Origin of the sequence: Paraburkholderia sejongensis (assembly GCF_020880815.1) — a bacterium.
In the GTDB taxonomy this organism is placed as follows: Bacteria; Pseudomonadota; Gammaproteobacteria; order Burkholderiales; family Burkholderiaceae; genus Paraburkholderia; species Paraburkholderia sejongensis.
Map to the genome: position 1 here is coordinate 803,727 of NZ_JAJITD010000001.1, position 22,733 is coordinate 826,459.

At 65.1% G+C, this 22,733-nt stretch carries 19 protein-coding genes; 9 read left to right on the forward strand and 10 right to left on the reverse strand.

Annotated features, from left to right (window positions below; genetic code table 11):
- Window positions 1-168: 168 nt before the first annotated feature.
- Window positions 169-2,670, reverse strand: coding sequence for a penicillin-binding protein 1A (locus LJ656_RS03390; RefSeq protein ID WP_230507849.1), 2,502 nt, complete (start codon window positions 2,668-2,670; stop codon window positions 169-171).
- A 553-nt stretch (window positions 2,671-3,223) separates the two neighbouring features.
- Between LJ656_RS03390 and LJ656_RS03395 the strand changes: the two genes are divergently transcribed.
- The 3 genes from LJ656_RS03395 to LJ656_RS03405 all read left to right on the forward strand — a co-directional run bounded on the left by LJ656_RS03395 (window position 3,224) and on the right by LJ656_RS03405 (window position 6,289).
- Complete coding sequence (locus LJ656_RS03395; RefSeq protein WP_230507850.1) at window positions 3,224-3,976, forward strand: hypothetical protein; 753 nt, start codon at window positions 3,224-3,226, stop codon at window positions 3,974-3,976.
- 404 nt (window positions 3,977-4,380) lie between these two features.
- Window positions 4,381-5,061, forward strand: coding sequence for a PspA/IM30 family protein (locus tag LJ656_RS03400; RefSeq protein ID WP_230507851.1), 681 nt, complete (start codon window positions 4,381-4,383; stop codon window positions 5,059-5,061).
- A gap of 46 nt (window positions 5,062-5,107) precedes the next feature.
- Complete coding sequence (locus LJ656_RS03405; RefSeq protein ID WP_230507852.1) at window positions 5,108-6,289, forward strand: tetratricopeptide repeat protein; 1,182 nt, start codon at window positions 5,108-5,110, stop codon at window positions 6,287-6,289.
- 124 nt (window positions 6,290-6,413) lie between these two features.
- On the opposite strand, the gene LJ656_RS03410 is transcribed toward LJ656_RS03405, so the two are convergent.
- Entirely contained in the window at window positions 6,414-7,076 is a 663-nt protein-coding gene (locus LJ656_RS03410) for a TetR family transcriptional regulator (protein ID WP_230507853.1), read from the reverse strand.
- A gap of 157 nt (window positions 7,077-7,233) precedes the next feature.
- Between LJ656_RS03410 and LJ656_RS03415 the strand changes: the two genes are divergently transcribed.
- Both LJ656_RS03415 and LJ656_RS03420 read left to right on the forward strand, forming a co-directional pair.
- Entirely contained in the window at window positions 7,234-8,733 is a 1,500-nt protein-coding gene (locus tag LJ656_RS03415) for a flavin-containing monooxygenase (RefSeq protein ID WP_230507854.1), read from the forward strand.
- A gap of 89 nt (window positions 8,734-8,822) precedes the next feature.
- On the forward strand, window positions 8,823-9,800 hold the full coding sequence (locus LJ656_RS03420) for an alpha/beta fold hydrolase (RefSeq protein ID WP_230507855.1): 978 nt from the start codon (window positions 8,823-8,825) through the stop codon (window positions 9,798-9,800).
- A gap of 40 nt (window positions 9,801-9,840) precedes the next feature.
- Here LJ656_RS03420 and LJ656_RS34855 read toward each other — a convergent pair whose 3' ends face one another.
- Window positions 9,841-9,963, reverse strand: coding sequence for a hypothetical protein (locus LJ656_RS34855; protein WP_268998468.1), 123 nt, complete (start codon window positions 9,961-9,963; stop codon window positions 9,841-9,843).
- Window positions 9,964-10,137: 174 nt separating this feature from the next.
- Here LJ656_RS34855 and LJ656_RS03425 point away from each other — a divergent pair, with 174 nt between their 5' ends.
- Window positions 10,138-11,541: a methyl-accepting chemotaxis protein gene (locus LJ656_RS03425; RefSeq protein ID WP_230507856.1), complete on the forward strand. Its 1,404-nt coding sequence runs from the start codon at window positions 10,138-10,140 to the stop codon at window positions 11,539-11,541.
- 89 nt (window positions 11,542-11,630) lie between these two features.
- On the opposite strand, the gene LJ656_RS03430 is transcribed toward LJ656_RS03425, so the two are convergent.
- From LJ656_RS03430 to LJ656_RS03445, 4 genes are all read right to left on the reverse strand, one after another.
- Complete coding sequence (locus tag LJ656_RS03430; protein WP_230507857.1) at window positions 11,631-12,449, reverse strand: ABC transporter permease subunit; 819 nt, start codon at window positions 12,447-12,449, stop codon at window positions 11,631-11,633.
- Window positions 12,446-13,378, reverse strand: coding sequence for an ABC transporter permease subunit (locus LJ656_RS03435; RefSeq protein WP_230507858.1), 933 nt, complete (start codon window positions 13,376-13,378; stop codon window positions 12,446-12,448). The genes LJ656_RS03430 and LJ656_RS03435 overlap by 4 nt, the downstream gene beginning before the upstream one ends.
- On the reverse strand, window positions 13,375-14,544 hold the full coding sequence (locus tag LJ656_RS03440) for an ABC transporter ATP-binding protein (protein ID WP_230507859.1): 1,170 nt from the start codon (window positions 14,542-14,544) through the stop codon (window positions 13,375-13,377). The genes LJ656_RS03435 and LJ656_RS03440 overlap by 4 nt, the downstream gene beginning before the upstream one ends.
- Window positions 14,545-14,632: 88 nt before the next feature.
- The gene (locus LJ656_RS03445; protein ID WP_230507860.1) at window positions 14,633-15,733 is read right to left on the reverse strand and encodes a polyamine ABC transporter substrate-binding protein; all 1,101 of its coding nucleotides are present in this window, start codon (window positions 15,731-15,733) and stop codon (window positions 14,633-14,635) included.
- 539 nt (window positions 15,734-16,272) lie between these two features.
- Between LJ656_RS03445 and LJ656_RS03450 the strand changes: the two genes are divergently transcribed.
- Both LJ656_RS03450 and LJ656_RS03455 read left to right on the forward strand, forming a co-directional pair.
- On the forward strand, window positions 16,273-17,577 hold the full coding sequence (locus LJ656_RS03450; protein ID WP_230507861.1) for an Nramp family divalent metal transporter: 1,305 nt from the start codon (window positions 16,273-16,275) through the stop codon (window positions 17,575-17,577).
- A gap of 85 nt (window positions 17,578-17,662) precedes the next feature.
- The gene (locus LJ656_RS03455; RefSeq protein ID WP_230507862.1) at window positions 17,663-17,866 is read left to right on the forward strand and encodes a DUF1289 domain-containing protein; all 204 of its coding nucleotides are present in this window, start codon (window positions 17,663-17,665) and stop codon (window positions 17,864-17,866) included.
- 202 nt (window positions 17,867-18,068) lie between these two features.
- Here the strand turns inward: LJ656_RS03455 and LJ656_RS03460 are convergent, their stop codons facing one another.
- The 3 genes from LJ656_RS03460 to LJ656_RS03470 all read right to left on the reverse strand — a co-directional run bounded on the left by LJ656_RS03460 (window position 18,069) and on the right by LJ656_RS03470 (window position 22,263).
- Window positions 18,069-19,316, reverse strand: coding sequence for an MFS transporter (locus LJ656_RS03460; protein WP_230507863.1), 1,248 nt, complete (start codon window positions 19,314-19,316; stop codon window positions 18,069-18,071).
- 286 nt (window positions 19,317-19,602) lie between these two features.
- A complete protein-coding gene (locus LJ656_RS03465; RefSeq protein WP_329958793.1) occupies window positions 19,603-21,195 on the reverse strand; it encodes an ABC-F family ATPase in 1,593 nt (530 codons plus the stop codon).
- Window positions 21,196-21,300: 105 nt separating this feature from the next.
- Window positions 21,301-22,263, reverse strand: a complete 963-nt coding sequence (locus tag LJ656_RS03470; RefSeq protein ID WP_230507864.1) for an NAD(P)-dependent oxidoreductase — start codon at window positions 22,261-22,263, stop codon at window positions 21,301-21,303.
- Between the two features lie 250 nt (window positions 22,264-22,513).
- Between LJ656_RS03470 and LJ656_RS03475 the strand changes: the two genes are divergently transcribed.
- Window positions 22,514-22,720: a dodecin gene (locus LJ656_RS03475; protein ID WP_230507865.1), complete on the forward strand. Its 207-nt coding sequence runs from the start codon at window positions 22,514-22,516 to the stop codon at window positions 22,718-22,720.
- The last annotated feature ends 13 nt before the right edge of the window (window positions 22,721-22,733 follow it).

Sequence of the window (22,733 nt, forward strand, 5' to 3'; positions counted from 1 at the left end):
ATCGGGGCAAGTGGGCATAACTGGCTGTTTACCGGAGTTGCGAGGCTGCGGAGCTGCGCGGCCGCCCTTATAGGAAAAGGGCGCGGAACAGCTCGCCTCGGCGAACCACTCTCGCGCCCTCTTCCATCAAGGCCGACACAGCAAGGCCTTTACATCAAGGCCCTCACATCAAGGCTTATTCGATTCGAACAGATCCATGATCTGCTTCTTCTCGCTCGACGACACGTTCGGCGGCGGCACCACCGGCGGCGTCATCCCGGCCGGCCCGACACCGCCGACCGCATCGCCGGCACCCGCCAGCGGATTGCCCGAATCGAGGCCGATGCTCGCGACGAAGCCACGCCCCGGCACCATGTCGGTAAAGAACAGCTCGCCGTCCACCACCGTCACGCCGTCCGGCTGCTGCGGCTCGGCTTGCGGCACACCGCGCAGCGCGCGCTGCATGTACTCGACCCAGATCGGCAGCGCGAGCTGCGCGCCGAATTCGCGGCTACCGAGACTCTTCGGCTGGTCGTAGCCCATCCACGCGACCGCCACCAGCGACTGCTGATAGCCGGCGAACCAACCGTCTTTCGCGTCGTTGGTCGTACCGGTCTTGCCCTGCAGGTCCGAACGATGCAGCACGTTGGTGCCGGCGCCGGTGCCCGCGGTCGCGACCGAGTGCAGCAGGCTGTTCATGATGTACGCGTTACGCGGTTCGAGCGTGCGCGGCGCGTCCTGGCCGGCGACCAGCGGCTTTGCTCGCGACAGCGCGACACCGCGCGCGTCCGTCACTTCGCTGATCAGATACGGATTGATCCGGTACCCGCCGTTCGCGAATACCGAGTACGCGCCCGCCGATTGCAGCGGCGTGACGAGCCCCGCGCCGAGCGCCATCGGCAGATACGGCGGGGTCTTGTCGGCGTCGAAACCGAAGCGCTGCGTGACGAAGTCCTGCGCATACCTGGTGCCGATGAACGACAGGATGCGGATCGACACGAGGTTCTTCGACTTCTGCAAGGCGAGCCGCATCGACATCGGACCGTCCGGCTGGTCGTCGTCCTTCGGCTCCCACGCGTCGCCGCCCGGCGTGCTCGGCGGGAAGTACAGCGGCGCGTCGTTGATGATCGTCGCCGGTGCGAGCCCCTTGTCGAGCGCGGCCGAATAGATGAACGGCTTGAAGCTCGAACCCGGCTGACGCCATGCCTGGGTGACGTGATTGAACTTGTTCTTGTTGAAGTCGAAGCCGCCGATCAGCGCGCGGATCGCGCCGTCCTGCGGCGTCAGCGACACCAGCGCGCCTTCAACCTGCGGCAGCTGCGTGATCTGCCAGTTGCCCTTGGCGTCGGTCATCAGACGCACGATCGAACCTGGCCGGATGTGCTGCGCCGCGTTCGCGCGCGCGCTCAGCGCGGCGGCCGCGAAGCGCAGGCCCTCGCCCGTCACCGTCACCTCGGTGCCGTCGACCAGTTGCGCGACCACCTGCTTCGGATTCGCGTCGGTCACCACGCCGGCGATGATCTCGCCGTTGTCGGGGTGATCGGTGAGCGCGTCGTCGATCGCCTGGTCGCGCTCGTCGCCGGCGGCCGGCAGTTGCACGAAGCCTTCGGGGCCGCGATAGCCGTGACGTCGTTCGTAGTCCATCACACCTTTGCGGACCGCGCGATACGCGGCGTCCTGATCGGCCGAGTCGATCGTGGTGATCACGTTCAGGCCGCGCGTATAGGTCTCGTCCTTGTACTGCGCGTACATCATCTGCCGCACCATTTCGGCGATGTACTCGGCGTGCACGCTGTACTCGTTGCCGGGGTTCCTCGTGTGAATCTCTTCCTTCACCGCGACGTCGTACTGATCGCGCGTGATGTAGTTCAGCTCGAGCATGCGTCGCAGGATGTACTCCTGACGAATCTTCGCGCGCTTCGGATTGACGACCGGGTTATACGCGGACGGCGCCTTCGGCAGACCGGCGAGCATCGCGGCCTCGGCAAGCGAAATGTCCTTCAGGTCCTTGCCGAAGTACACGCGCGCGGCCGCGGCGAAGCCGTATGCGCGCTCGCCCAGATAAATCTGGTTCATGTACAGCTCGAGGATCTGGTCCTTGGTCAGCGCGCGTTCGATCTTGTACGCAAGCAGCATCTCGTAGATCTTGCGCGTGTAGGTCTTTTCGCTGGACAGAAAGAAGTTGCGCGCGACCTGCATCGTGATCGTGCTCGCACCCTGCGATGCGCCGCCATGCGTGAGGTCGGCGAAGCCGGCGCGCAGAATGCCGATGAAGTCGACGCCGCCGTGCTCGTAGAAGCGGTAGTCCTCGATTGCGAGCACCGCTTTCTTCATCTGATCCGGGATGTCCTGGAAGCGCACGAGGCTGCGCCGCTCTTCGCCGAATTCGCCGATCAGCACGTGGTCGGCGGTATAGATGCGCAGCGGCACCTTCGGCCGGTAGTCGGTCAATGCATCGAGCGACGGCAGTTGCGGGCCCATCACGACGAGCGCATAGCCGACGATCAGCGCGCCGACCACGGCCACGGTCGCGACCAGACCGGCGAACCACAGCATGAACCTCGAGCCGAACGAACGGCCGCCGCGCCCGGCATCGCGCGAAGCGGCATTGCGTCCAGGAGTGCGTTGATAGGAGTCCCGGTCTTCACCGGCCGGAGAATGGGAGGAATGCGGTCGTTTGATGATTGGCATGACTGGAATAGTGGGCGCGCAACGGCACGCCTGTTTGCGCGCGCATGGGTCGTGATCGAGCATCCTGGCCGCGGCGTACACCACCGCGCGAACCTTGCCCCCGGCCGGCCGCACGGCACGCCTCGGACCATGTCCGACGCAACGTAACAGCGCATTTTAAAGAAATCAAACGGTCCGCAACGCAGTTTTTTTGTAAGAATTCCCTTCGCGTCACGCCATTCTGTAGTAAGGGTCTGTAATTTCGGGCACTCTGACCGGCACGCCCGCGCACATCGTTCGGAACCCGTAATTTATGCGGGGTTATCAACAGAAAATGTGGAGAGGGCTGTGGATAATCGCTCCAAACGCGCTACAACTCATTGATGTCACGCGTTTTTCGCGTCGCGCCCGTTTCGCGCCGACGCAACTCGTCATATGATGAACGCGCGCGCCCGGACAGCTCGATGCGCGCGACGGGGATCCCAACGGCGGGTCCGGCGCGGCATCCAGCATGCGTTATCCGACCGGAGCCCCGCCCCGATCCGCACCTGCCAACAAAGTCTGCGAGCCGATCATGTCCAAGCCGAGCGAGCGCATCGTCGTATTCGTCACGACCGCGCAGAAACGCGCGATCACCACGACCGCGGAAGATCTGGGCATCAGCGTGAGCGAGCTGATGCGGCGCGCGGTGCTGAGCTTCGGCGCGACCAGCGAGCAGGTCAAGGCGGCGAGCATCGTCGACCGGTTGCGCGCGCCGCGCGCGCCCGATGCGTTGAACGCTGCGCTGCAGCGCGTCGCGCGCGGCACCCGTTATGCACGCGCGAGCGCACCGGCGGCGGTGCCCACGCGTGAGATCGATAGTGACACCAGCCATTCGCATAGCGCGGCGGATGCGCCGAATCCGCCTGACGCAGCGGGTATTTCTGCTTCTGCCAGCACCGCCACGCCCGACCAACCCGTCAGCACATTGAAAGCATCGCCGGCCGCAAGCGTGCCGCCCTCGACGCTCGCGCCCGCTCATCGCGGCTCGCTGCTGCCCGCCGGCGTCGTCGCCGCGCTCGCCGCCGAACAGGACGAACAGGTCACGGCCAGCGCCGAAGCACTCGCGCGACTCATCGCGGGCCGAGCCGCCGATAGCGCGGATACCACCGATAGCGCCGATACCGCTAATACAACCGACCACCGCGAAACCGCTGAACGCGCATCGCCGCCGTCCGGCACGCCGGCGAGTCTGCGCAATTCGCTAAAACGTCGCCGCGCTGCCCCTACCCCCGACGACGACGATCCGCACGGCGATCCGAGCACCGAAGGCGGCCGCTTCGCGTGACCCGACACGTGACGCGACACGTGACGCAAGACGTGAAGCGAGCCGTGACGAATCCAAACGAACACGTGACGAACGCGTGACCGGCGTAACGGAAAATTACGCAGCGTTGCCAGCGTCGCCCGCGCACCTTTCCTGACGCAATTCGAGAGAACCAATGGTGTAACATCCGCCGGCAAGTTCATGCGCGGCGCGTTGTCCATTGCGGCTTTCCTGCATCGACACAGCGAGCTGCGCGCGCAGCGCGCCGCGGACAATCGGCCACCCCTATTGCAATTGGCGAGCGCGCCCCGAACTGGGCTGCGAACGTCGCGCAGCATCGTGCGCGGCGGCGTAAAGTAGCAATTCAAAGCAGTGCCGGCGCGTGGACCTCGTCCGCGCGCCGCTTACATTCACTGGAGGTTTTCATGTCGCTTTTTGACAGCATTTCGCGCACGCTCAAAGGTCTTCTGAACGATGCGGCCGACTCGGTGCAGGATCCGTCGCGCGACTCGCGCCAGATCGTGCGCGAACTCGACGACAGCATCGGCCGCGCCGAAAACTCGCTGATCGAGATTCAGGCGCAGGTCGCCACCCAGCAAAGCAAGCGCGATGTTGCCGCGGACAAGGCGAAGAAGTATGAAGACGGCGCGCGCCGCGCGCTGCAATCCGGCGACGAGGCGCTCGCGCGCGAAGCGCTCGCCGCGCAGGCCACCGCCGAAGCGGAACGCGATGCGTTGACGAAGGAACTGACCTCGCTGGAGCCGTCGGTCACGCAACTGAAGAGCCAGATCGACGACATGCGCACGCGCCGCAACGACCTGAACGCGCGCTCGAACATCCTGCAGGCCAAGCAGCAGATCGCCGAAGCGAAGGACGTCGCGGCAACCGCGCTGGGCGGCATCGGCGGCAAGAATCTCTCCGAAGATTTCCAGAAGCTCGAAGACAAGGTCGCGCTGTCGAATGCGCGTTCGGACGCACGCCTGAATTCCGCCGATGTGAAAAGCGGCAAGGCGCTCGACGACAAGCTCGCGGATCTGAACCGCGGCCCGTCGGTCGAAGATCGTCTCGAAGCATTGAAGAAGCAGTTGAACACGCCGGCGCAGTAAGTAGTTATCGACTGATGGAGACGGGCGCACCGCGCCCGGTCCGCACATGAAAAAACTTTTCGCAACCGCCTTCGCTTCGCTGCTGCTGGTGTCGGCCGCCGCGTTCGCGGTGCCGACCGTGCAGCAGATCGAGTCGGCGATGGCGCAAGGCAACTGGCAGCAGGCCGACACCGACCTTACAGAAGTGTTGCAGGCGCATCCGAACAATGCGCGCGCGCACTATCTGTACGCGCAGGTCCTCGATCGCGAAGGCCGCTACGCCGACGCGCTCGCGCAGATCCAGCAGGCGAAGACGCTCGATCCGCAGATCCGCTTCACCGACCCGGCCCGCTTCGCGCAAACCGAAGCGCGCCTGCGCAGCGATGCGCAGCGCGTGGGCGGCAGCGTCACCCGTCGCGCCGACAATCCGTTCGCGCAGCAGAATGCGCCTGCTGTGCAGCAACAATCGACGCTCGCGTCGCAAGCGCAATCGCATGGTCCGGGGGTGGGTATGTGGATCGGTATCATCGTTTTGATCGCCGTGATCGCACTGGTGCTGCGCTGGACGCTGCGCCGCGCGCGCGGCCAGCAGGATACGCGCGCCGACGACGAACGTCGCGCGCAAATGAAACGCGCAACCGAGATGCTGAACGCGGTGCGCTCGCTCAAGCTCGACGTGAAGCTGTCCACCGCGCCGGGTCACGAGCTGCTGGAGAAAGACGTCGAGGCGACCGAAGAGCAGTTGCGTGGCGCGGTCGAAACGCTGTCGAACGGCAAGAATCCGTTGCCGCCGTATCAGCTCGACGAATTCGAGCAGCGTATCGCCAGCCTGCGCGCGCGCGCCGACGGCCGGCCCGATCCGACTGCCGCATCGGTGGGCAGCGGGCAGTCCGCGTATGCTCAGGAAGCCGAACGTTTGAATCAGCAGCAGGCGCCTTATCCGCAGCAGGCGCCCTACCCGCAGCAACCGCAGCAGCCGCCCGTCATTGTGCAGCAAGGCGGCGGGCTCGGCGGCGGGATGGGCGGCCTGCTGACCGGCGTGCTGCTCGGCGAAGCGCTGAATCATGGCCGCGACCGGGTGATCGAGCGCGATGTGATCGTCGATAACGACGAGCTGCGCCGCCGTGGCGGCGACAATGGCGGCAACCTCGATTTCGGGCAGGGCTCGAACGACTGGAGTGACGACGGCGGTGGCGGCGGTGTCGATATGGGCAGCAACGACGATTCGGGTGGCTGGACGGATACCTGATCGCCTCGTGCTGGCCAATTTCGCCACGCGTTGATTAAGAACAGGCTCCTTCGTGGAGCCTGTTTTGCGTGGGCGGTTCGGTCGGTGTGCGCGCGCGCCGGCTTGCGCGCCCCGCCGCTTACGCCTACGCCGCCGCTTCCGCCTCGCTGCCCGCCTCGTGCTGCGCGAGCACCGCCGCGCCCGCGAACAGCCGCACGATGAACCGTTCCGCGTAACCGATCAACGCTTGCCGGCGCGCCGCATCGGCATCCAGATACTCGGCCGACAGATGGAACAGCTGCAGCACGATCTGCGTGCTGACTTCCTCGACGCTCGCGCGCGCCAGTTGTGGCATCAGTTTGAGTTGCACGACGTCGTCGGCCATTTCCGCCGCGATTTCGTGCAGATTCGCGCGCACCGCGTCGCGCAGCGCCGGCGACGTGCCGTGATATTCGACCAGCGCGCTCAGAAACGCCTCGCGATTTTCCAGCGCGAACTCGAAGAACGCGACGCACGCGCGCCGCGGCACGCTGTGCGGTTCGTCGTGCGCGGCGAGCCAGCGCTCGCGCCGCAGCATCGGCCGCAAACGCCGGCTGACCGACGCGATCGCTTCGCGCGCGAGGTCGTCGAGCGCGTCGAAATGGCGATAGAACGTATTCGGATTGAGGCCGGCTTCGCGCGCGAGTTCGCGCAAGCCGAGGCTCGCAAAGCTGCGGCCGCCGGCCGTCAGCCGCAACGCGGCTTCGATCAGCTTGCGTTTGCCGGGCGCCAGCTCCGCGCCGGACGATGCGTCGGGGAAGGTCGTCATCGTGCTTTCAATCGTCGCGCGGTGTGCGCGTTTAATAGCAGCACTCTAAACGATCTTGACGCGATGTGTACAGTTGTCTACCCTGCGCTTTATTCCGCGTGTAGACAGCTGTAGACGCCGACGCGCGGACCGCTTTCACCCCGTGCCGGAGACCGTTGTGACGCCTGCCCTTTCCGCCTCATCCGCCACGCCGCGAATCGCGATCGTCGGCAGCGGCTTTGCCGGTCTCGGCATGGCGATCCGGCTGCTGCGCATCGGCATCACGTCGTTTACGATCTACGAGGCCGCGGATGACATCGGCGGCACCTGGCGCGACAACACCTATCCGGGCGCGGCCTGCGATATCCCTTCGCATCTGTATTCGTTCTCGTTCGAAGCGAACCCCGCGTGGTCGCGCGCGTTCAGCGGCCAGGCGGAAATTCTCGCGTATCTGCGCCATTGCGCGCGCAAATACGGCATCGAGCGCTACGTGCGCTATAACGCGAAAGTGCGCGCCGCGCGCTTCGACGACGCGCGGCAAAGCTGGCTCGTCGAACTCGAAACGAAGAGCCCCGACGAAACGCCCGAGACCATCGAAGCCGACGTGCTGATCGCCGCCAGCGGTCAGCTATCGCGCCCCGCGCTGCCGCGCATCGAAGGGATCGAGCGCTTCGCGGGCAAGCTGTTTCATTCGGCGCGCTGGGACCATGCGTATCCGCTCGACGGCAAACGCGTCGCGGTGATCGGCACCGGTGCGAGTTCGATCCAGTTCGTGCCGCAAATCCAGCCGCGCGTCGCGCACCTGGACCTGTTCCAGCGCACCGCGCCGTGGGTGATGCCCAAGCGCGACAAGCCGATCGGCGAGCGCGCGCAGCGCCTGTTTCGCGCGCTGCCGTTCACCCAGCGCCTCGTGCGCAGCGCGCTCTACTGGCGGCACGAATCGCACGCGCCCGGCTTCATCGTCAATCCGAAGCTGATGGAGATGTCGATGAAATTCGGCCTCAGCTATCTGGACCGGCGCGTGAAAGACCCGGCGCTGCGCGCGAAGCTCACGCCCAATTACCGGCTCGGCTGCAAGCGCGTGCTGCTCTCCAGCGACTACTACCCGGCCGTCAGCCAGCCGAACGTCGAGGTCGTGACGAGCGCGATTCGCGAGATCGTCGCCGACGGCATCGTCACCGAAGACGGCGTGCATCGCCCGGCGGACGCGATCATCTGCGGCACCGGTTTCCAGGTCAACGACGTGCGCGCGCCGTTCGAAGTAACCGGCCTCGACGGCGCCGATCTGAGCGAGCTGTGGCTGCGCGACGGTCCCGAAGCGTATCTCGGCGTCAGCATCGCGAACTTCCCGAATTTCTTCATGCTCGCCGGCCCGAATACCGCCCTCGGCCACAACTCGGTGATCTACATGATCGAGTCGCAACTGCAGTACATCGTCGATTGTCTGCGCGTGCTGCGCAAGCAGCGCGCCCGCACAATGACGCTGCGCGCCGATGTGCAGCGCGAATTCAACGCACGCCTGCAGCAGCGGATGCGGCACTCGGTGTGGACCAGCGGTTGCCATAGCTGGTACCAGACCCACAGCGGCAAGGTCACCGCGCTCTGGCCCGGCTTCACGTTCAGTTTCCGCCGGCGCACCCGGCGCGTGAAGCCGCGCGACTATCGCTTCGCGCGTTGATCAGGATGACGTAGCTTGTGAACGCGGCGCCGCCGAAGCGCCGCGCGATTTCGCACGACCAGACTGGCACAACCACGGAGACAAACCAGATGACACGTATCGATGCGGGCTCGCGCGACTGCGCACTCAATCCCGAACCTGACGCCGCCAGCGCGCCGTTGCCGCGCCGCTCGCTGGCCGCGCGGCTGGGCATCACCAGCGTCGCGCGCGCGGACCTGCGCCGCCGCTATACGCAACCGGGCTCCCAGTTCGTGTCGATCATGGGCGCCGACGTGCACTACATCGATGAAGGCCACGGCGACACGCTCGTGATGCTGCACGGTTTCGCGTCGTCGCTGCATACGTGGAATCGCGTCGCCGACGAACTGACGCGCTCGCACCGGGTGATCCGCCTCGATCTGCCGCCGTTCGGCGTCACCGGGCCGCTGCGCTCGGCGAGCGGCGCGATCGAAACGATGAATCTGCCGGCCTACCGCCGCTTTATCGATACCTTCATGCAGGCGCTCGGCATCGAACGCGCGACGCTGCTCGGCAATTCGCTCGGCGGGTTGATTTCGTGGGACTACGCGCTGCGCCATCGCGGCGCGGTCGAGCGGCTGGTGCTGATCGATTCGGCAGGATTCCCGATGAAGCTGCCGGTCTATATCAACCTGTTCAACAGCGCGCTGGTGCGCGCGAGTTCGACGCACTGGCTGCCCGAGACGATCGTCAGGAGCGCGGTGCGCAACGTGTACGGCGATCCGCGCAGGATCGACGCGCTGGCGCTGCGCCGCTACATCGAGTTCTTTCAGGCAGAAGGCACGCGCGAGGCGATCGGCAAGATGGTGCCGACGCTGGACTTTCGCGAAGTGGACACCGATGCGCTGCGCACCCTCGAGGTGCCCACGCTGGTGCTATGGGGTGCGAAAGACCGCTGGATTCCGACCGCGCACGCGGCGCAATTTGCGAGCCGCATTCCGCGCGCGCAATCGGTCATGTATGCGGGGCTCGGCCATATTCCGATGGAGGAAGCGCCCGAGCGCGTGCTGAACGATCTGCGCGCGTTTCTGGACGCGCCGCGCGCCTGAGCCGCCGGCCCGCCGCCGGGCCGCCAGCGGCGCGCCGCCGCTAGCCGCGGCTGCCGCCCAGCAGAAGCAGCAACTCCCACAGAAACTTGCAGATCATCACGATCAGTTCCCACAAGCGAAACAGCGGCTCCCAGTCCAGCACGCGCAGAAGGGACTCGATCATTACGAACATCGTCAGGTCGGAAATAGTGATGGCCCCGCGACGCGGCCTCTCTGTTCATCATAGCGACTGCGGGATATCCCCGATCAAGTCGTGCGTAAGTTCGCCGTAAACGCATCGGAAGCCCCACTTTATAAATCGCCGCATCCGCAATGGATCGCCAATCAGGAGACCTTCATGACGCGCTTCAGTTTTCGCCGCGCGGACCGTTCGCGCACGGTCGTCGGCGATATTGCCGCACAGGCCGGCAAACTGGGCATCGAAATCTGCGACGTGTCGGGACACGTCGACGAAGTCGCCGCGCGCGTCGAGCGCCAGGCGCAAGTATGCCGTGCGCTGCGCGAATCGGCCGCGCAAACGCTCGCCGGCAATCACCGGATCGCCGCGGCCGCGCGCGAAATGCGCAGCGTCTCGGCCGAAGCGGCAACCGGCGTGCAGCAATCGCAGAGCACGCTGGAAGCGTCGCTCGCCGACATTCACGGGCTCGTCGAAGGGGTGACCGTGATCGAGAGCCAGATCGGCGCGCTGCGCAGCGCGCTCGCGCACGTGAGCCGCGTGTCGGAGGAAATCTCGCTGATCGCGCGGCAAACGCATCTGCTCGCGCTGAACGCCGCGATCGAAGCGGCGCGCGCCGGCGAGTCGGGCCGCAGTTTCGCGGTGGTGGCCGCCGAGGTCAAGAACCTGTCGGCGAAAACCGCGCAGGCGACCGGCCAGATCGAAACCACGCTCGCGCAGCTGACCCAGCAGACCGAACAGCTGATCAACGAAGGTTCAGTGAACACCGCGCGGGCGCACCGGGTGCGCGAAGGCACCCGCAAGATCGGCGACGTCGTGCACGCGACCGGCGACGCGATCGCGCAACTGAACACCGAGGCCAACCAGATCGCGTCGCTGACCGGCGAGATCGAAACGCAATGCGATGGGCTCGAAGCTCAGGTGCTGGAAATGGCGAGCGGCGTCGAGGATTCGAGCGAGAATTTCGTGCAGGCGAAAAACCGGCTCGGCCATCTGCTCGGCGTGTCGGAGACGCTGATCGAGCTGACCGCGGCCACCGGGGTGGAGACCGCCGACACGCGTTTCATCGGCGCGGTGCAACAGACCGCCGCCGCGGTCGGCAAGCTGTTCGAGGCGGCGGTCGCGCGTGGCGACATCACGCTCGACGAGCTGTTCGACTCGCGCTACGTGCCGGTGCCGGGCAGCAATCCGCAGCAGTTCACGACCCGTTTCACCGCATTCACCGACCGCGTACTGCCGGCACTGCAGGAACCGTTGCTCGAACTCGATCCGCGCGTGGTGTTTTGCGCCGCGGTCGACGTGCGCGGCTATCTGCCGACCCACAACCTGAAGTTCTCGTTGCCGCAACGCGACGACGCGGTGTGGAATTCGGCGAACTGCCGCAACCGCCGTATGTTCGACGATCGCACCGGGATCGCGGCCGCCTCGCATACGAAGACGTTTCTGCTGCAGACCTATCGACGCGACATGGGCGGCGGCCAGTTCGTGATGATGAAGGATGCGTCGGCGCCGGTGTTCGTCGGCGGCCGGCATTGGGGCGCGGTGAGGATTGCCTACAAGGTGTGAGCGAGGTGTGAGCGCCAGGCGGGTTCGCCAGCGGCGCCGCGATGAGCGGGCGCCGCGCACTCACGCGCACGACGCCCCGCGCGTTCGGATCAGACCGCCATCACCGAGCGTTTGCGCTCGGCGCGCTGCATGAAGAAGTTAGTCGCGACCACGCCGACCGTGACGACCGCGATAAATAGCGTCGCCAGCGCGTTCATCTCCGGGTTCAGGCCGAGACGCACGCGCGAGAACACCACCAGCGGCAGCGTCGTCGAACCGGGCCCGGACAGGAACGCCGACAGCACGAGGTCGTCGATCGACAGCGTGAACGACAGCAGCCAGCCCGACACCAGCGCCTGCGAAATCAGCGGCAGCGTGACCGAGAAGAACACCCGCAGTGGCGTCGCGCCGAGATCGAGCGCGGCTTCTTCGAGCGACGGATTCAGTTCGCGCACCCGCGACTGCACGATGATCGCGACGTACGAAATGCACAGCATCACGTGGCCGGCCCAGATCGTGAAGATCCCGCGTTCGGCCGGCCAGCCGATCAGGCGCGCCATTTCGACGAACAGCAGCAGCAGCGAGATGCCCTGAATCACTTCGGGGATCACCAGCGGCGCGTTGATCATCCCGGTGTACAGCGTGAAGCCGCGAAAGCGGCCCATCCGCGCGAGCACGAAACCGGCCCACGTGCCGATGATCACCGACGCGAACGCGGTCAGCAGCGCGATCCGCAACGACAGCCACGCTGACGCGATCAGCTCGTCGTCGTGCAGCAGCGCCACGTACCAGCGCGTCGAGAAACGCGTCCACACGGTGACCAGCTGCGATTCGTTGAACGAATAAACGATCAGGCTGACGATCGGGATATACAGGAACAGAAAGCCGATGCCGAGCGCGATCAGCTGCAACATGCGATTCGGTTTCATCGACGGCCCTCCTCCAGCGCCTTCGCCTGCGCGCGCTGGAACAGCGCCATCGGCACCAGCAGCAGCAACACCATCGCGCAGGTCACCGCGGACGCCATCGGCCAGTCGGCGTTGTTGAAGAACTCATTCCACATCACGCGGCCGATCATCAGCGTATTCGCGCCGCCGAGCAGCTCCGGGATCACGTACTCGCCGACCGCCGGAATGAACACCAGCAGGCAGCCCGCGATGATGCCGTTTTTCGACAGCGGCAGCGTGATCTGCCAGAACGCTTTCCACGGTTTCGCGCCGAGATCGTAAGCGGCTTCGAGCAAGGTCAGATCCATCTTCACCAGATGCGCGTACAGCGGCATCACGAGGAACGGCAGGTACGAATAGACCATGCCGATATAGACCGCGGTGTTGGTGTGATACAGCTCGATCGGCGTATGGATCAGGCCGATCGACATCAGGAAGTTGTTCAGCAGCCCGTTGTTCTTCAGGATGCCGATCCATGCGTACACGCGGATCAGGAACGACGTCCAGAACGGCAGCATCACCGCCATCATCAGCAGATTGCGGTGGGCCGGGTTCGAACGCGCGATGTAATACGCCATCGGATAGCCGATCAGCAGACACAGCAGCGTCGAGATGGCCGCGACCACCACCGAGTTCACATAGGTCGCGAAGTACAGGCTGTCGGTCAGCAGGAACGCGTAATGCGACAGGTCGAGCGTGATGCGCAGCGCGCCTTCGCTGAACTCCACCAGTCGCGTGTACGGCGGAATTCCGAGTTGCGAGTCGGCGAAGCTGATCTTCACGACCAGCAGGAACGGCACGAGGAAAAACAGCAGCAGCCAGATGAACGGCCCCGCCACCACCGCGGTGCGGCCGGTCAGCTTCAGACGCCGCACCGGCCACGCGAAAAACGAGGTCAGTGCGCCTTTCATGCCGTCAGCACCACGCCGGCCGACGCGCTCCAGCGCACGTACACTTCGTCGCCCCAGGTGGGCGTTTCGATTTCGCTGAGCGCGAGGCTCGTCACGTTGGCGATCACGGTCTTGCCGCCGTCGAGCTTCACGTGATACAGCGAATAGCCGCCCATGTATGCGATATTCGTGACCACGCCCTTGCCCCAGTTGTACGCGCCCTCGGGCGGCTTACGGGTCAGCGCGATGCGCTCGGGGCGCACCGAGATCGTCACCGGCATGCCGAGCGGCCCGGTGATGCCGTGGTTCACGTGCAACCGGCAAGGCAGGTCGGGCGTCTCGATGAACACGTGATCGGGTTCGTCCTCGACCGTGCGGCCGTCGAACAGATTGGTCGAGCCGATGAACTCCGCCGAGAAGCGGCTGTTCGGATATTCGTAGACTTCGTGCGGGGTGCCGAGCTGGACGATCTGCCCTTCGCTCATCACCGCGAGCCGGCTGGCCATCGTCATCGCTTCTTCCTGGTCGTGCGTGACCATCATGCAGGTCACGCCGACGCTGTCGAGAATATTGACGAGTTCGATCTGGGTGCGCTGGCGAATCTGCTTGTCGAGCGCGGACATCGGCTCGTCGAGCAGCAGCAGTTTCGGCCGCTTGACCAGCGAGCGCGCCAGCGCGACGCGCTGCTGCTGGCCGCCCGACAGCTGATGCGGCTTGCGTTTGGCGAAGCGGCCCATCTGCACGAGTTCGAGCGCGCCGGCCACGCGCTCTTTCAGTTCGGCCTTCGGCACGCCTTCCTGCTTCAGACCGAACGCGACGTTCGCCTCGACCGTCATGTGCGGAAACAGCGCGTACGACTGGAACATCATGTTGACCGGCCGGCGATACGGCGGCAGTTGCGCGAGGTCCTCGCCGTCGATCAGGATGCGCCCGGAGGTGACGGTTTCGAGGCCGGCCATCATCCGCAGCAAGGTCGACTTGCCGCAGCCCGAACTGCCGAGCAGCGCGAACAGTTCGCCCTTTTTGACCGACAGGTTGACCCCTCTGACCGCGACGGTTTCGCCGAACTTCTTGACGACGTCGACGATCTGGATGAACTGGTCCGCGGCGTCGCCGACGGCGGCGTTCGGGCCCGGGGACGGCGCGGCGTTGCCTGCCAGCGCGCCCGGCTGGTCACTACTGATCATAATGCTGCTTCACTCCGGCGTTTGACGAACAAAGCCCCCGGTGAACACCGAGGGCTTCTTGATGATGCTGATCCCGACTTGCTGCCGCTTAGCGGCCGGACTTCAGTTCGGTCCACAGGCGCGTTTGCAGGCGCTGGATTTCAGGCGGCAGCGGCTTGAGCAGGAACAGCGTCTTGATGGTTTCCGGCGACGGGTACACAGCCGGATCGTTGGCGACGTCCTTGTCGACGTACTTGCGCGCTTCGGTGTTCACGCTCGGGTAGTACACCGAGTTGGTGATCGCCGCATGCACCTGCGGCGTCTCGATGTAGTTGATCCACGCGTGCGCGGCTTCCTTGTGCTTCGCGTCCTTCGGAATCGCCATCACGTCGAACCATACCGGCGCGCCGCCCTGCGGAATGTAGTACTCGATCTTGTACGGCTTCTTCGCTTCGGCCGCGCGATGCTTGGCGATCACGACGTCGCCCGACCAGCCGAACGCAAAGCAGACGTCGCCGCCGACGAGGTCGTTGATATAGCCCGACGAGTTGAACTGCGTGATGTACGGCCGGATTTTCTTCAGCACTTCGAGCGCGGCGCGGTAGTCGGCCGGGTTCGTGCTCATCGGGTCCTTGCCCATGTAGTGCAGCGTCGCCGCGAACATCTGGTCCGGCGCGTCGAGCACCGACACGCCGCAGGCCTTCAGCTTCGAGATGTTTTCCGGCTTGAACAGGATGTCCCAGTTATTGAGCGCGGTGTCCTTGCCCAGAATCTGCTGCACTTTGTTGACGTTGTAGCCGAGACCCGTGGTGCCGTACGCCCAGGGCACCACGTACTTGTTGCCCGGATCGGCGCCGGCCACCAGCGCCATCAGCGCCGGATCGAGATACTTCAGGTTCGGCAGCTTCGATTTGTCGAGCGGATCGAAAATGCCGGCGGCAATCTGCTTGCCCGCGTAGTTGCTGGTCGGCACGACGATGTCGTAGCCCGAGTTGCCGGTCAGCAGCTTGGCCTGCAGCGTGTCGTCGCTGTCGTAGTTGTCGTATTTGACCTGGATCCCGGTCTGCTTCGTGAAGTTCGGGATCGTGTCCTTCGCGATGTAATCGGACCAGTTGTACACGTTGAGCTGCGTATCCTTCGCAGCGGCCGTCAGCCACGGCGCCGCGCACAAAACCAGCGCCGCTACCTGCCCTGCAATCCGTTTGTTCATCCTGATCTCCGAACCCCTGTCGTCGCTCAAGCCGCGGCCTCGCGCGCAGCCCCCTGAAAACCCCGAAAACTACCACCAAATATTGCCCGCTCCAAAAAGAAACCCGGAGCTGTCGCGCAAACGGTACAGGCACAGGCCGTACCACTGCAAAATGGCCGCAATTTTAACGGGTTATCGGCGTGTGTCCACCGGAAAATACGCGCGCGGCAAGCCGCGGCAGCCATGCTGAGCGTGGATTGCAGGCGATTTGGCGGGTTGTTGTCAAACGGTTGTCGGGTGGTTGCCGGGTTGGCGCGGCGTCGCGCGCGCCGCAATGCACCTATGATGATTTCCTGATGCCCAGCGCGGGTGCCGGTGGTGCGTGCCGGTGGTGCGCGCGTCGGGAAACGCGCGCCGGATCGCGGCCGGCGGCGCACAATGGTTGCTGATCGTTGCTGATCGCACGGCGCTTGCGGCGACTGAACCGGTGAACCGGCAACGGCCAACCGGCAACGGGCATGTGGCTTGCAGCAGAATGCGTTTTCCGGGCTCGGGTATCGATGAACACCAATCCTTTCGGGTTGCGCTCGAACCGCCGCCGGCGTGTGCCCGGGGATCCGGCGCGCCCGGCGCACTGGTTTTCGTTTCTCGGCGCCGGCGCGCTGATCGCGGTCGGCTATATCGATCCCGGCAACTGGGCGACCGCGCTGGGCGCCGGCGCGGGCTTCGGCTACCGCCTGCTCGGCATCGTCGCGCTGTCGAGCCTGATGGCGATGCTGCTGCAATGGCTGTCGTCGCGGCTGGGCGTGGTGACGGGACGCGATCTCGCGCAGCTGTGCCGCGAACGCACCGGCCGCGGCGGCACGCTGTTCCTGTGGCTGACCAGCGAGGTCGCGATCATCGCCTGCGACGTCGCCGAGGTGGTCGGCAGCGCGGTCGCGCTGCAATTGCTGCTCGGCGTGTCGCTGACGGTCGGCGTGCTGATGTCGGCGGTCTGCACGTTCGCGCTGCTCGCGCTCCAGCAGCGAGGCCGCAAGCTCGAGGCGGTGATCGCCACGCTGATCGGCTTCGTCGGTTTGTGCTTCGTGGTCCAGCTCGCGCTCGCGCGGCCCGACTGGCGCGCGGCGCTGGCCGGCACCGCGCCGAGCGTCGAGTTGCTGCGCAACGCGGGGATGGTGTGGCTCGCCGCGGGCATCGTCGGCGCGACGGTGATGCCGCACAACCTCTATCTGCATTCGGCGCTCGTCAAACATCACGCGCCGGACGGCAGCGACGCGCAGATCAAGGTCGCGCTGCACGTGATCAATCTCGATACGTTCGGTTCGCTCGCGTTTGCGTTCGTGATCAACGCGGCGCTGCTGATCGTCTCGGCCGCGGTGTTTTACACGAGCGGCCATCGCGACGTGACCGATCTGGCCGATGCGCATCGGCTGATCGCGCCGCTGGTCGGCAGTCACTGGGCCGGCATCCTGTTCGCGGCGGCGCTGCTCGCGTGCGGGCTGAGCGCGACCGTGACCGGCACGCTGGCCGGCCAGGCCGTGATGGAAGGCTTTCTGCAATTGCGGCTGCCGCGCTGGAAGCGCGCGCTGCTCACGCGGGCGCTCGCGATCGGGCCGGCGTTGCTGGCGGTCGCGCTGTTCGGCCCGCACGGTTCGAATCAACTGCTGGTCGCAAGCCAGGTGGTGCTGAGCCTGCAACTGCCGCTCGCGGTGGTGCCGCTGATCCGCTATGCGTCCGATCCGGCGCTGATGCGCGGCTGGCGCGTGCACGGCGTGCCGCTCGCGTCGGCGTGGTTGTCGGCGGCGTTCATCATCGTGCTCAACGGCGCGTTGTTGTGGCAACTGGCGGCGGGCGCGTCACAGTGAACCACCGTGAAAGGTCGCGGCCGACGGCGAATCGCGCGTATCGGTTAACATAGCGGCACTTCGCTTCTGCGCCTCAAGGTTTCCGATGACTTCGAATCTTCACGATCTTCCCGACAGCCCATGCATCGGCGTATGTTCCACGCTCTTCGACGAGGTCTGCAAAGGCTGCGGCCGCACCGCGTCGGAAGTGTCCAACTGGGTGTTTCTGAGCGACGAGGAAAAACGCGCGATCTGGACGCGTATCGAGCAGGAAGGGACCGCGATGCGGTTTCAGAACGATAAGGTGTGAGGCCGCGCTTGTCGCGAGCCGTGCATCGCACGGTTGGCCCGCGGTGCGGACCATGAAAAAATGCCGGGGCAGTTGAACTGCGCCCGGCATTTTTTATCGCTATTTGCGAAGGCCAAGGTGAAGTGAAGGCGATGGCAAACGCGCCACGCTTCCCGCATTTTCAAACCCGGTGATTCGCCGCAGCGCTCACCTTCCGGCTGCGTCAATCAACCGATGGATCGCACGCGCACTGGAGCGCGGGCGCCTTGCTCGCGCGTTCCGCCGCGGCGAGCCGTTGCAGCGTGGCGAGACCGAGCAGCGCGAGCCCGAGCCCCAGCGTGAAATCGGCATGCACGCCCGCGCGGTCGACGATCGTGCCGCCCACCGCCGAGCCCGCCGCGATCGCCACCTGAATCACGCTGACGAACATCGCCGAACCCGCTTCGGGCAGGTCGGTCGTGCCGCGCTGAATCCACACGCTGAAGCACAGCGGCAGCGCACCGAACGCGATGCCCCACAACAGCATCCCGGCGGTTTCGCCGATCGGCGAATGCTCGAGCAGCAACATCGACGACATCGCGCCCAGCAGCAACAGGATCATTGCCGCGACCGATTTTTTCAGGTGGTCCGATATCACCATCGACGTCAACGCATTCGAGAAGAAGCCGATCAGACCGAAGCCGAACAGCAGCAGCGTGATCGTGCTCATCGCGAAGTCGTGTTCGAGCAGCGGCGCGATGTACGTGTAGGTCGAGAAATGCGCGCCGAACACGAGTGCGACCATCAGCATGCTGAGCCGCGTATGCGACCTGCCCAGCAGAGCCTTGAAGTCGGCCAGACGCAACGCCGATGCCGACGGCAACGACGGCACGAGCAATAGCTGCGCGAGCAGCGCGAGCGCGACCAGCCCCGCGGTGGCCGCGAACGCGAACCGCCACGACGCGAACGATGCGATGAACGTGCCGAGCGGCACGCCGACCACGGTTGCGAGCGTCACGCCGGTCAGGATGGTAGCGGTCGCGCGAGCCGCATCCTTCGACTGCACGAGACGCGGCGCCGCCGCGGTCGCGAGCGTCCAGAAACCGCCCAACGCGGCGCCGAGCAACGCGCGGCCCGCCAGCATCACTGCCAGATTCGGCGCCGCCGCGCAGACGAGGTTCGCGATCAGCAGCATCGCGGTGAGCAGCAGAAACACGTAGCGTCGATCCATGCGGCCGGCGCTGACGATCAGCGTCGGCGCCGAGATCGCGGCCAGCACGCCGGGCGTGGTGACCATCAGACCGGCGACACCGGTCGACACGCCCAGGTCATGGGCGATTTGCGGCAACAGGCCGACCGGCAAAAACTCGGCCGTTACGAACGCGAATGCGCTGACGGCCACGGCAATGACCGATAGCCATTGCGCGGCCGAGGTCGTGGAAGTCGAAGTTCCATCGACGGAGATTGGAGGCGTAGCGGTATCGATTTGCATGATGGGACGGGTGACAGATTGAATGCCCAACTGTAAGGTGGGATTCGGTCCGGAAAAAGCGGTGTTCTCTGAAAAGAGTGGCCAGCGTGGCTGAACAATGGCCATGCGGGTATCGCAACACGAGCAGCGTCGGAAGACGAACTACGGACAACCGAACAGCGATTCGCGCAAGCGGGCAGACAAACCCCGCGGAGATTACCGGCGTGAAGAAAAAAGCCCACTTCTGCGAAGCGGGCTTTGCGGCGATTCGCGTGCGGCGAACGGCTCGCCGCACGAATCGTTTTATTTACTCGACACCCTGACTCGTCAGGAAATCCTCGTAGTTGCCGCCGAAGTCGGTCAGCGTGCCGTCGGTCTTCACTTCGATGATCCGGTTCGCGAGGCCGCTGACGAACTCACGGTCGTGCGACACGAAGATCAGCGTGCCTTCGAACTTGTCGAGCGCGATCTGCAGCGATTCGATCGACTCCATGTCCATGTGGTTGGTCGGCTCGTCCATCATCAGCACGTTGTGGCGGCCGAGCATCAGCTTGCCCCAGATCATGCGGCCCTTCTCGCCGCCCGACAGCACCTTCACCGACTTGCGGATGTCGTCCGCGTTGAACAGCAGACGGCCGAGCGTGCCGCGCACCATCTGCTCGTCGTCGCCTTCCTTGCGGTACTGGTCGATCCAGTCCATCAGCGTGACGTCGTTCGGAAACTCTTCGTAGGTGTCCTGCGGCATGTAGCCGATGTTCGCGTTCTCCGCCCACTTCACGGTGCCGTGATCGAGTTGCAGCGCGCCGAGCAGCGAGCGCAGCAGCGTGGTCTTGCCCGCGCCGTTCTCGCCGATGATCGCGATGCGCTCACCCGGCTGCACGCTGATGCTGAAGTTGTTGAAAATCGTGCGCTCGTATTTCTTCGAAATGCTGTCCGCGACCACCGCGATGTTGTGCAGCTTCTTCTCGAACTCGAAGCGGATGAACGGGTTCTGCCGCGACGACGGCTTGAATTCCTCGATCTTGATCTTGTCGATCATCTTCAGACGGCTGGTCGCCTGACGGGCCTTCGACTTGTTCGCCGAGAAGCGGCGCACGAAGTCCTGCAGGTCGGCGACACGTTCCTTCGCCTTCGCGTTGGCGGCCTGCTGACGCTCGCGCGCCTGCGTGCTGGCGAGCATGTAGTCGTCGTAGTTGCCCGGATAGACCTTCAGCGTGCCGTAATCCATGTCGGCCATGTGCGTGCACACCTGATTCAGGAAGTGCCGGTCGTGCGAGATGATGATCATCGTCGAGTTGTACTGGTTCAGAATATCTTCCAGCCAACGGATCGAGTTGATGTCCAGGTTGTTGGTCGGTTCGTCGAGCAGCAGCACGTCCGGCTTCGAGAACAGCGCCTGCGCGAGCAGCACGCGCAGCTTCCAGCCCGGCGCGACGTTGCTCATCGGGCCGTTGTGCAGATCGATCGAGATGCCGATGCCGAGCAGCAGTTCGCCCGCGCGCGCTTCGGCGGTGTAGCCGTCGTACTCGGCGAACTTCGCTTCGAGTTCGGCCGCGTGCATGTAGTCGTCGTCGGTCGCGTCGGGGTTCGCGTAGATCGCGTCGCGCTCGCTCATCGCGGCCCACATCTCGGTGTGGCCCATCATCACGACGTCGAGCACGCGCACGTCTTCGTACGCGAACTGGTCCTGGCGCAGCTTGCCCAGGCGCACGTTCGGCTCGAGCATCACGTTGCCCGAGCTCGGCTCCAGGTCCGAACCGAGAATCTTCATGAAAGTGGATTTACCGCAGCCGTTCGCACCGATCAGGCCATAGCGGTTCCCTTCCCCGAATTTGACCGAAATGTTCTCGAAGAGGGGCTTCGGCCCGAATTGCATGGTGATATTGGCGGTAGACAGCACGGCGCGTCCCTTTGAATGTGATATCGGCGAAAAACCGAATATTTTAGCAGATTTTGAGAAATCAGCCGGCGATGATCGTGGCGGCCCGGTTTGCGCGGGTTGTTCTCACGCGCCGCCCGGCCCGCCGCGCGGCGTTTGCAACACGTCGACGAACGCCGAGAAATCCGCTCCGGCCAGCCCCATCGCCGCGGCCAGCCGCAGCAATTGCTGCACCGTCGAGGACACCGGCATCGGCGTGCCGGTCTCGTACGCGGTCGCGGCCACCGTATCGACGTCCTTCTGGAACGTGCGCAACGCGCCGATCGGCGGTTGGCCGCTTTGCGTCATGCGCGGCACGAAGGTCTGCAGCAGCACCGAATCGGCCCAGCCGCCGGCGAGCGCTTCGGTCAGTTTCGCCGCGTCGATGCCGCTGCGCTGCGCGAGACTGACCGCCTCGGCGATCGCCGCGACGGTCGCCGTGACGATCGCCTGATTGCACAGCTTCGCGGTTTGCCCGGCGCCGACCTCGCCCATGTGCGTGACGCGCGATGAGTACGCGGCCAGCAACGGGCGTACCGCGGCAACGTCGCTGGCCGCGCCGCCGGCCATGATCGCGAGCGTGCCGGCGCTTGCGCCGCCGACGCCGCCGGAAACCGGCGCGTCGATCCAGCCAATCGGCGTGCCGGCATTCGCGCCGGATCCCCCGCCCGCCGCCGCCGCGCGCTGTGCATCATCGCGCGCGCCATACTGCGCGGCGCGCCGCGCCAACTCACGCGTGGCCGCTGGCGGAATACTCGAATGATCGACGATCCAGCGCAGCCGGCGCGGCGCTGGCGGATCGCCGTCGAGCAGCCCCGCCGCGCCGAACACGGTCTGCTCGACAGCGGCCGCGTCGGCGACGCACAACAGCACCGCATCGCAGCACGCGGCCAGCTCGCGCGGCGTCTGGACGAGCTTCGCGCCGTCGGCCTGCAACGCCTCGGCCTTGGCCCGCGTACGGTTCCAGACATGCACGGTATGCCCCGCGCGCAGCAGATGCCGGATCATCGGCGCGCCCATCAGACCGGGGCCGCAAAAACCTATTTCCACGTTCGAACCTCGTCGGCTATCAGATTGAATGGCGAATTTCTCGCGCGGACATGATAACGGCGCGCTGTCGCGCGAGACCGGGCATGCGACGTGCGGCTGCCCGTTCGGACAGCACGTTCCACCCCGAATCCGCCGCGAATCCACCCCAATCCGCCGCGAATCCCGCGAACCGTTGCCTATACTTTTTCCAGCAGGGTTCGTTCCGAAGCGCGTTTTTTCCGACCAGCGGCGTCAACCCAGGAGGACATCCATGTCAGACCACGTTTACAAGAAGATCGAACTGACCGGCTCGTCGACCAGATCGATCGACGACGCCATCAGCACCGCAATCGCGAAGGCATCGACTACGCTGCGCAATCTACACTGGTTTGAAGTCACGGAAACGCGCGGCCAGATCGAAGACGGCAAGGTCGCCTACTGGCAGGTGACGCTGAAGGTCGGCCTGCGGATCGACTGACGCGGCGTTGGTA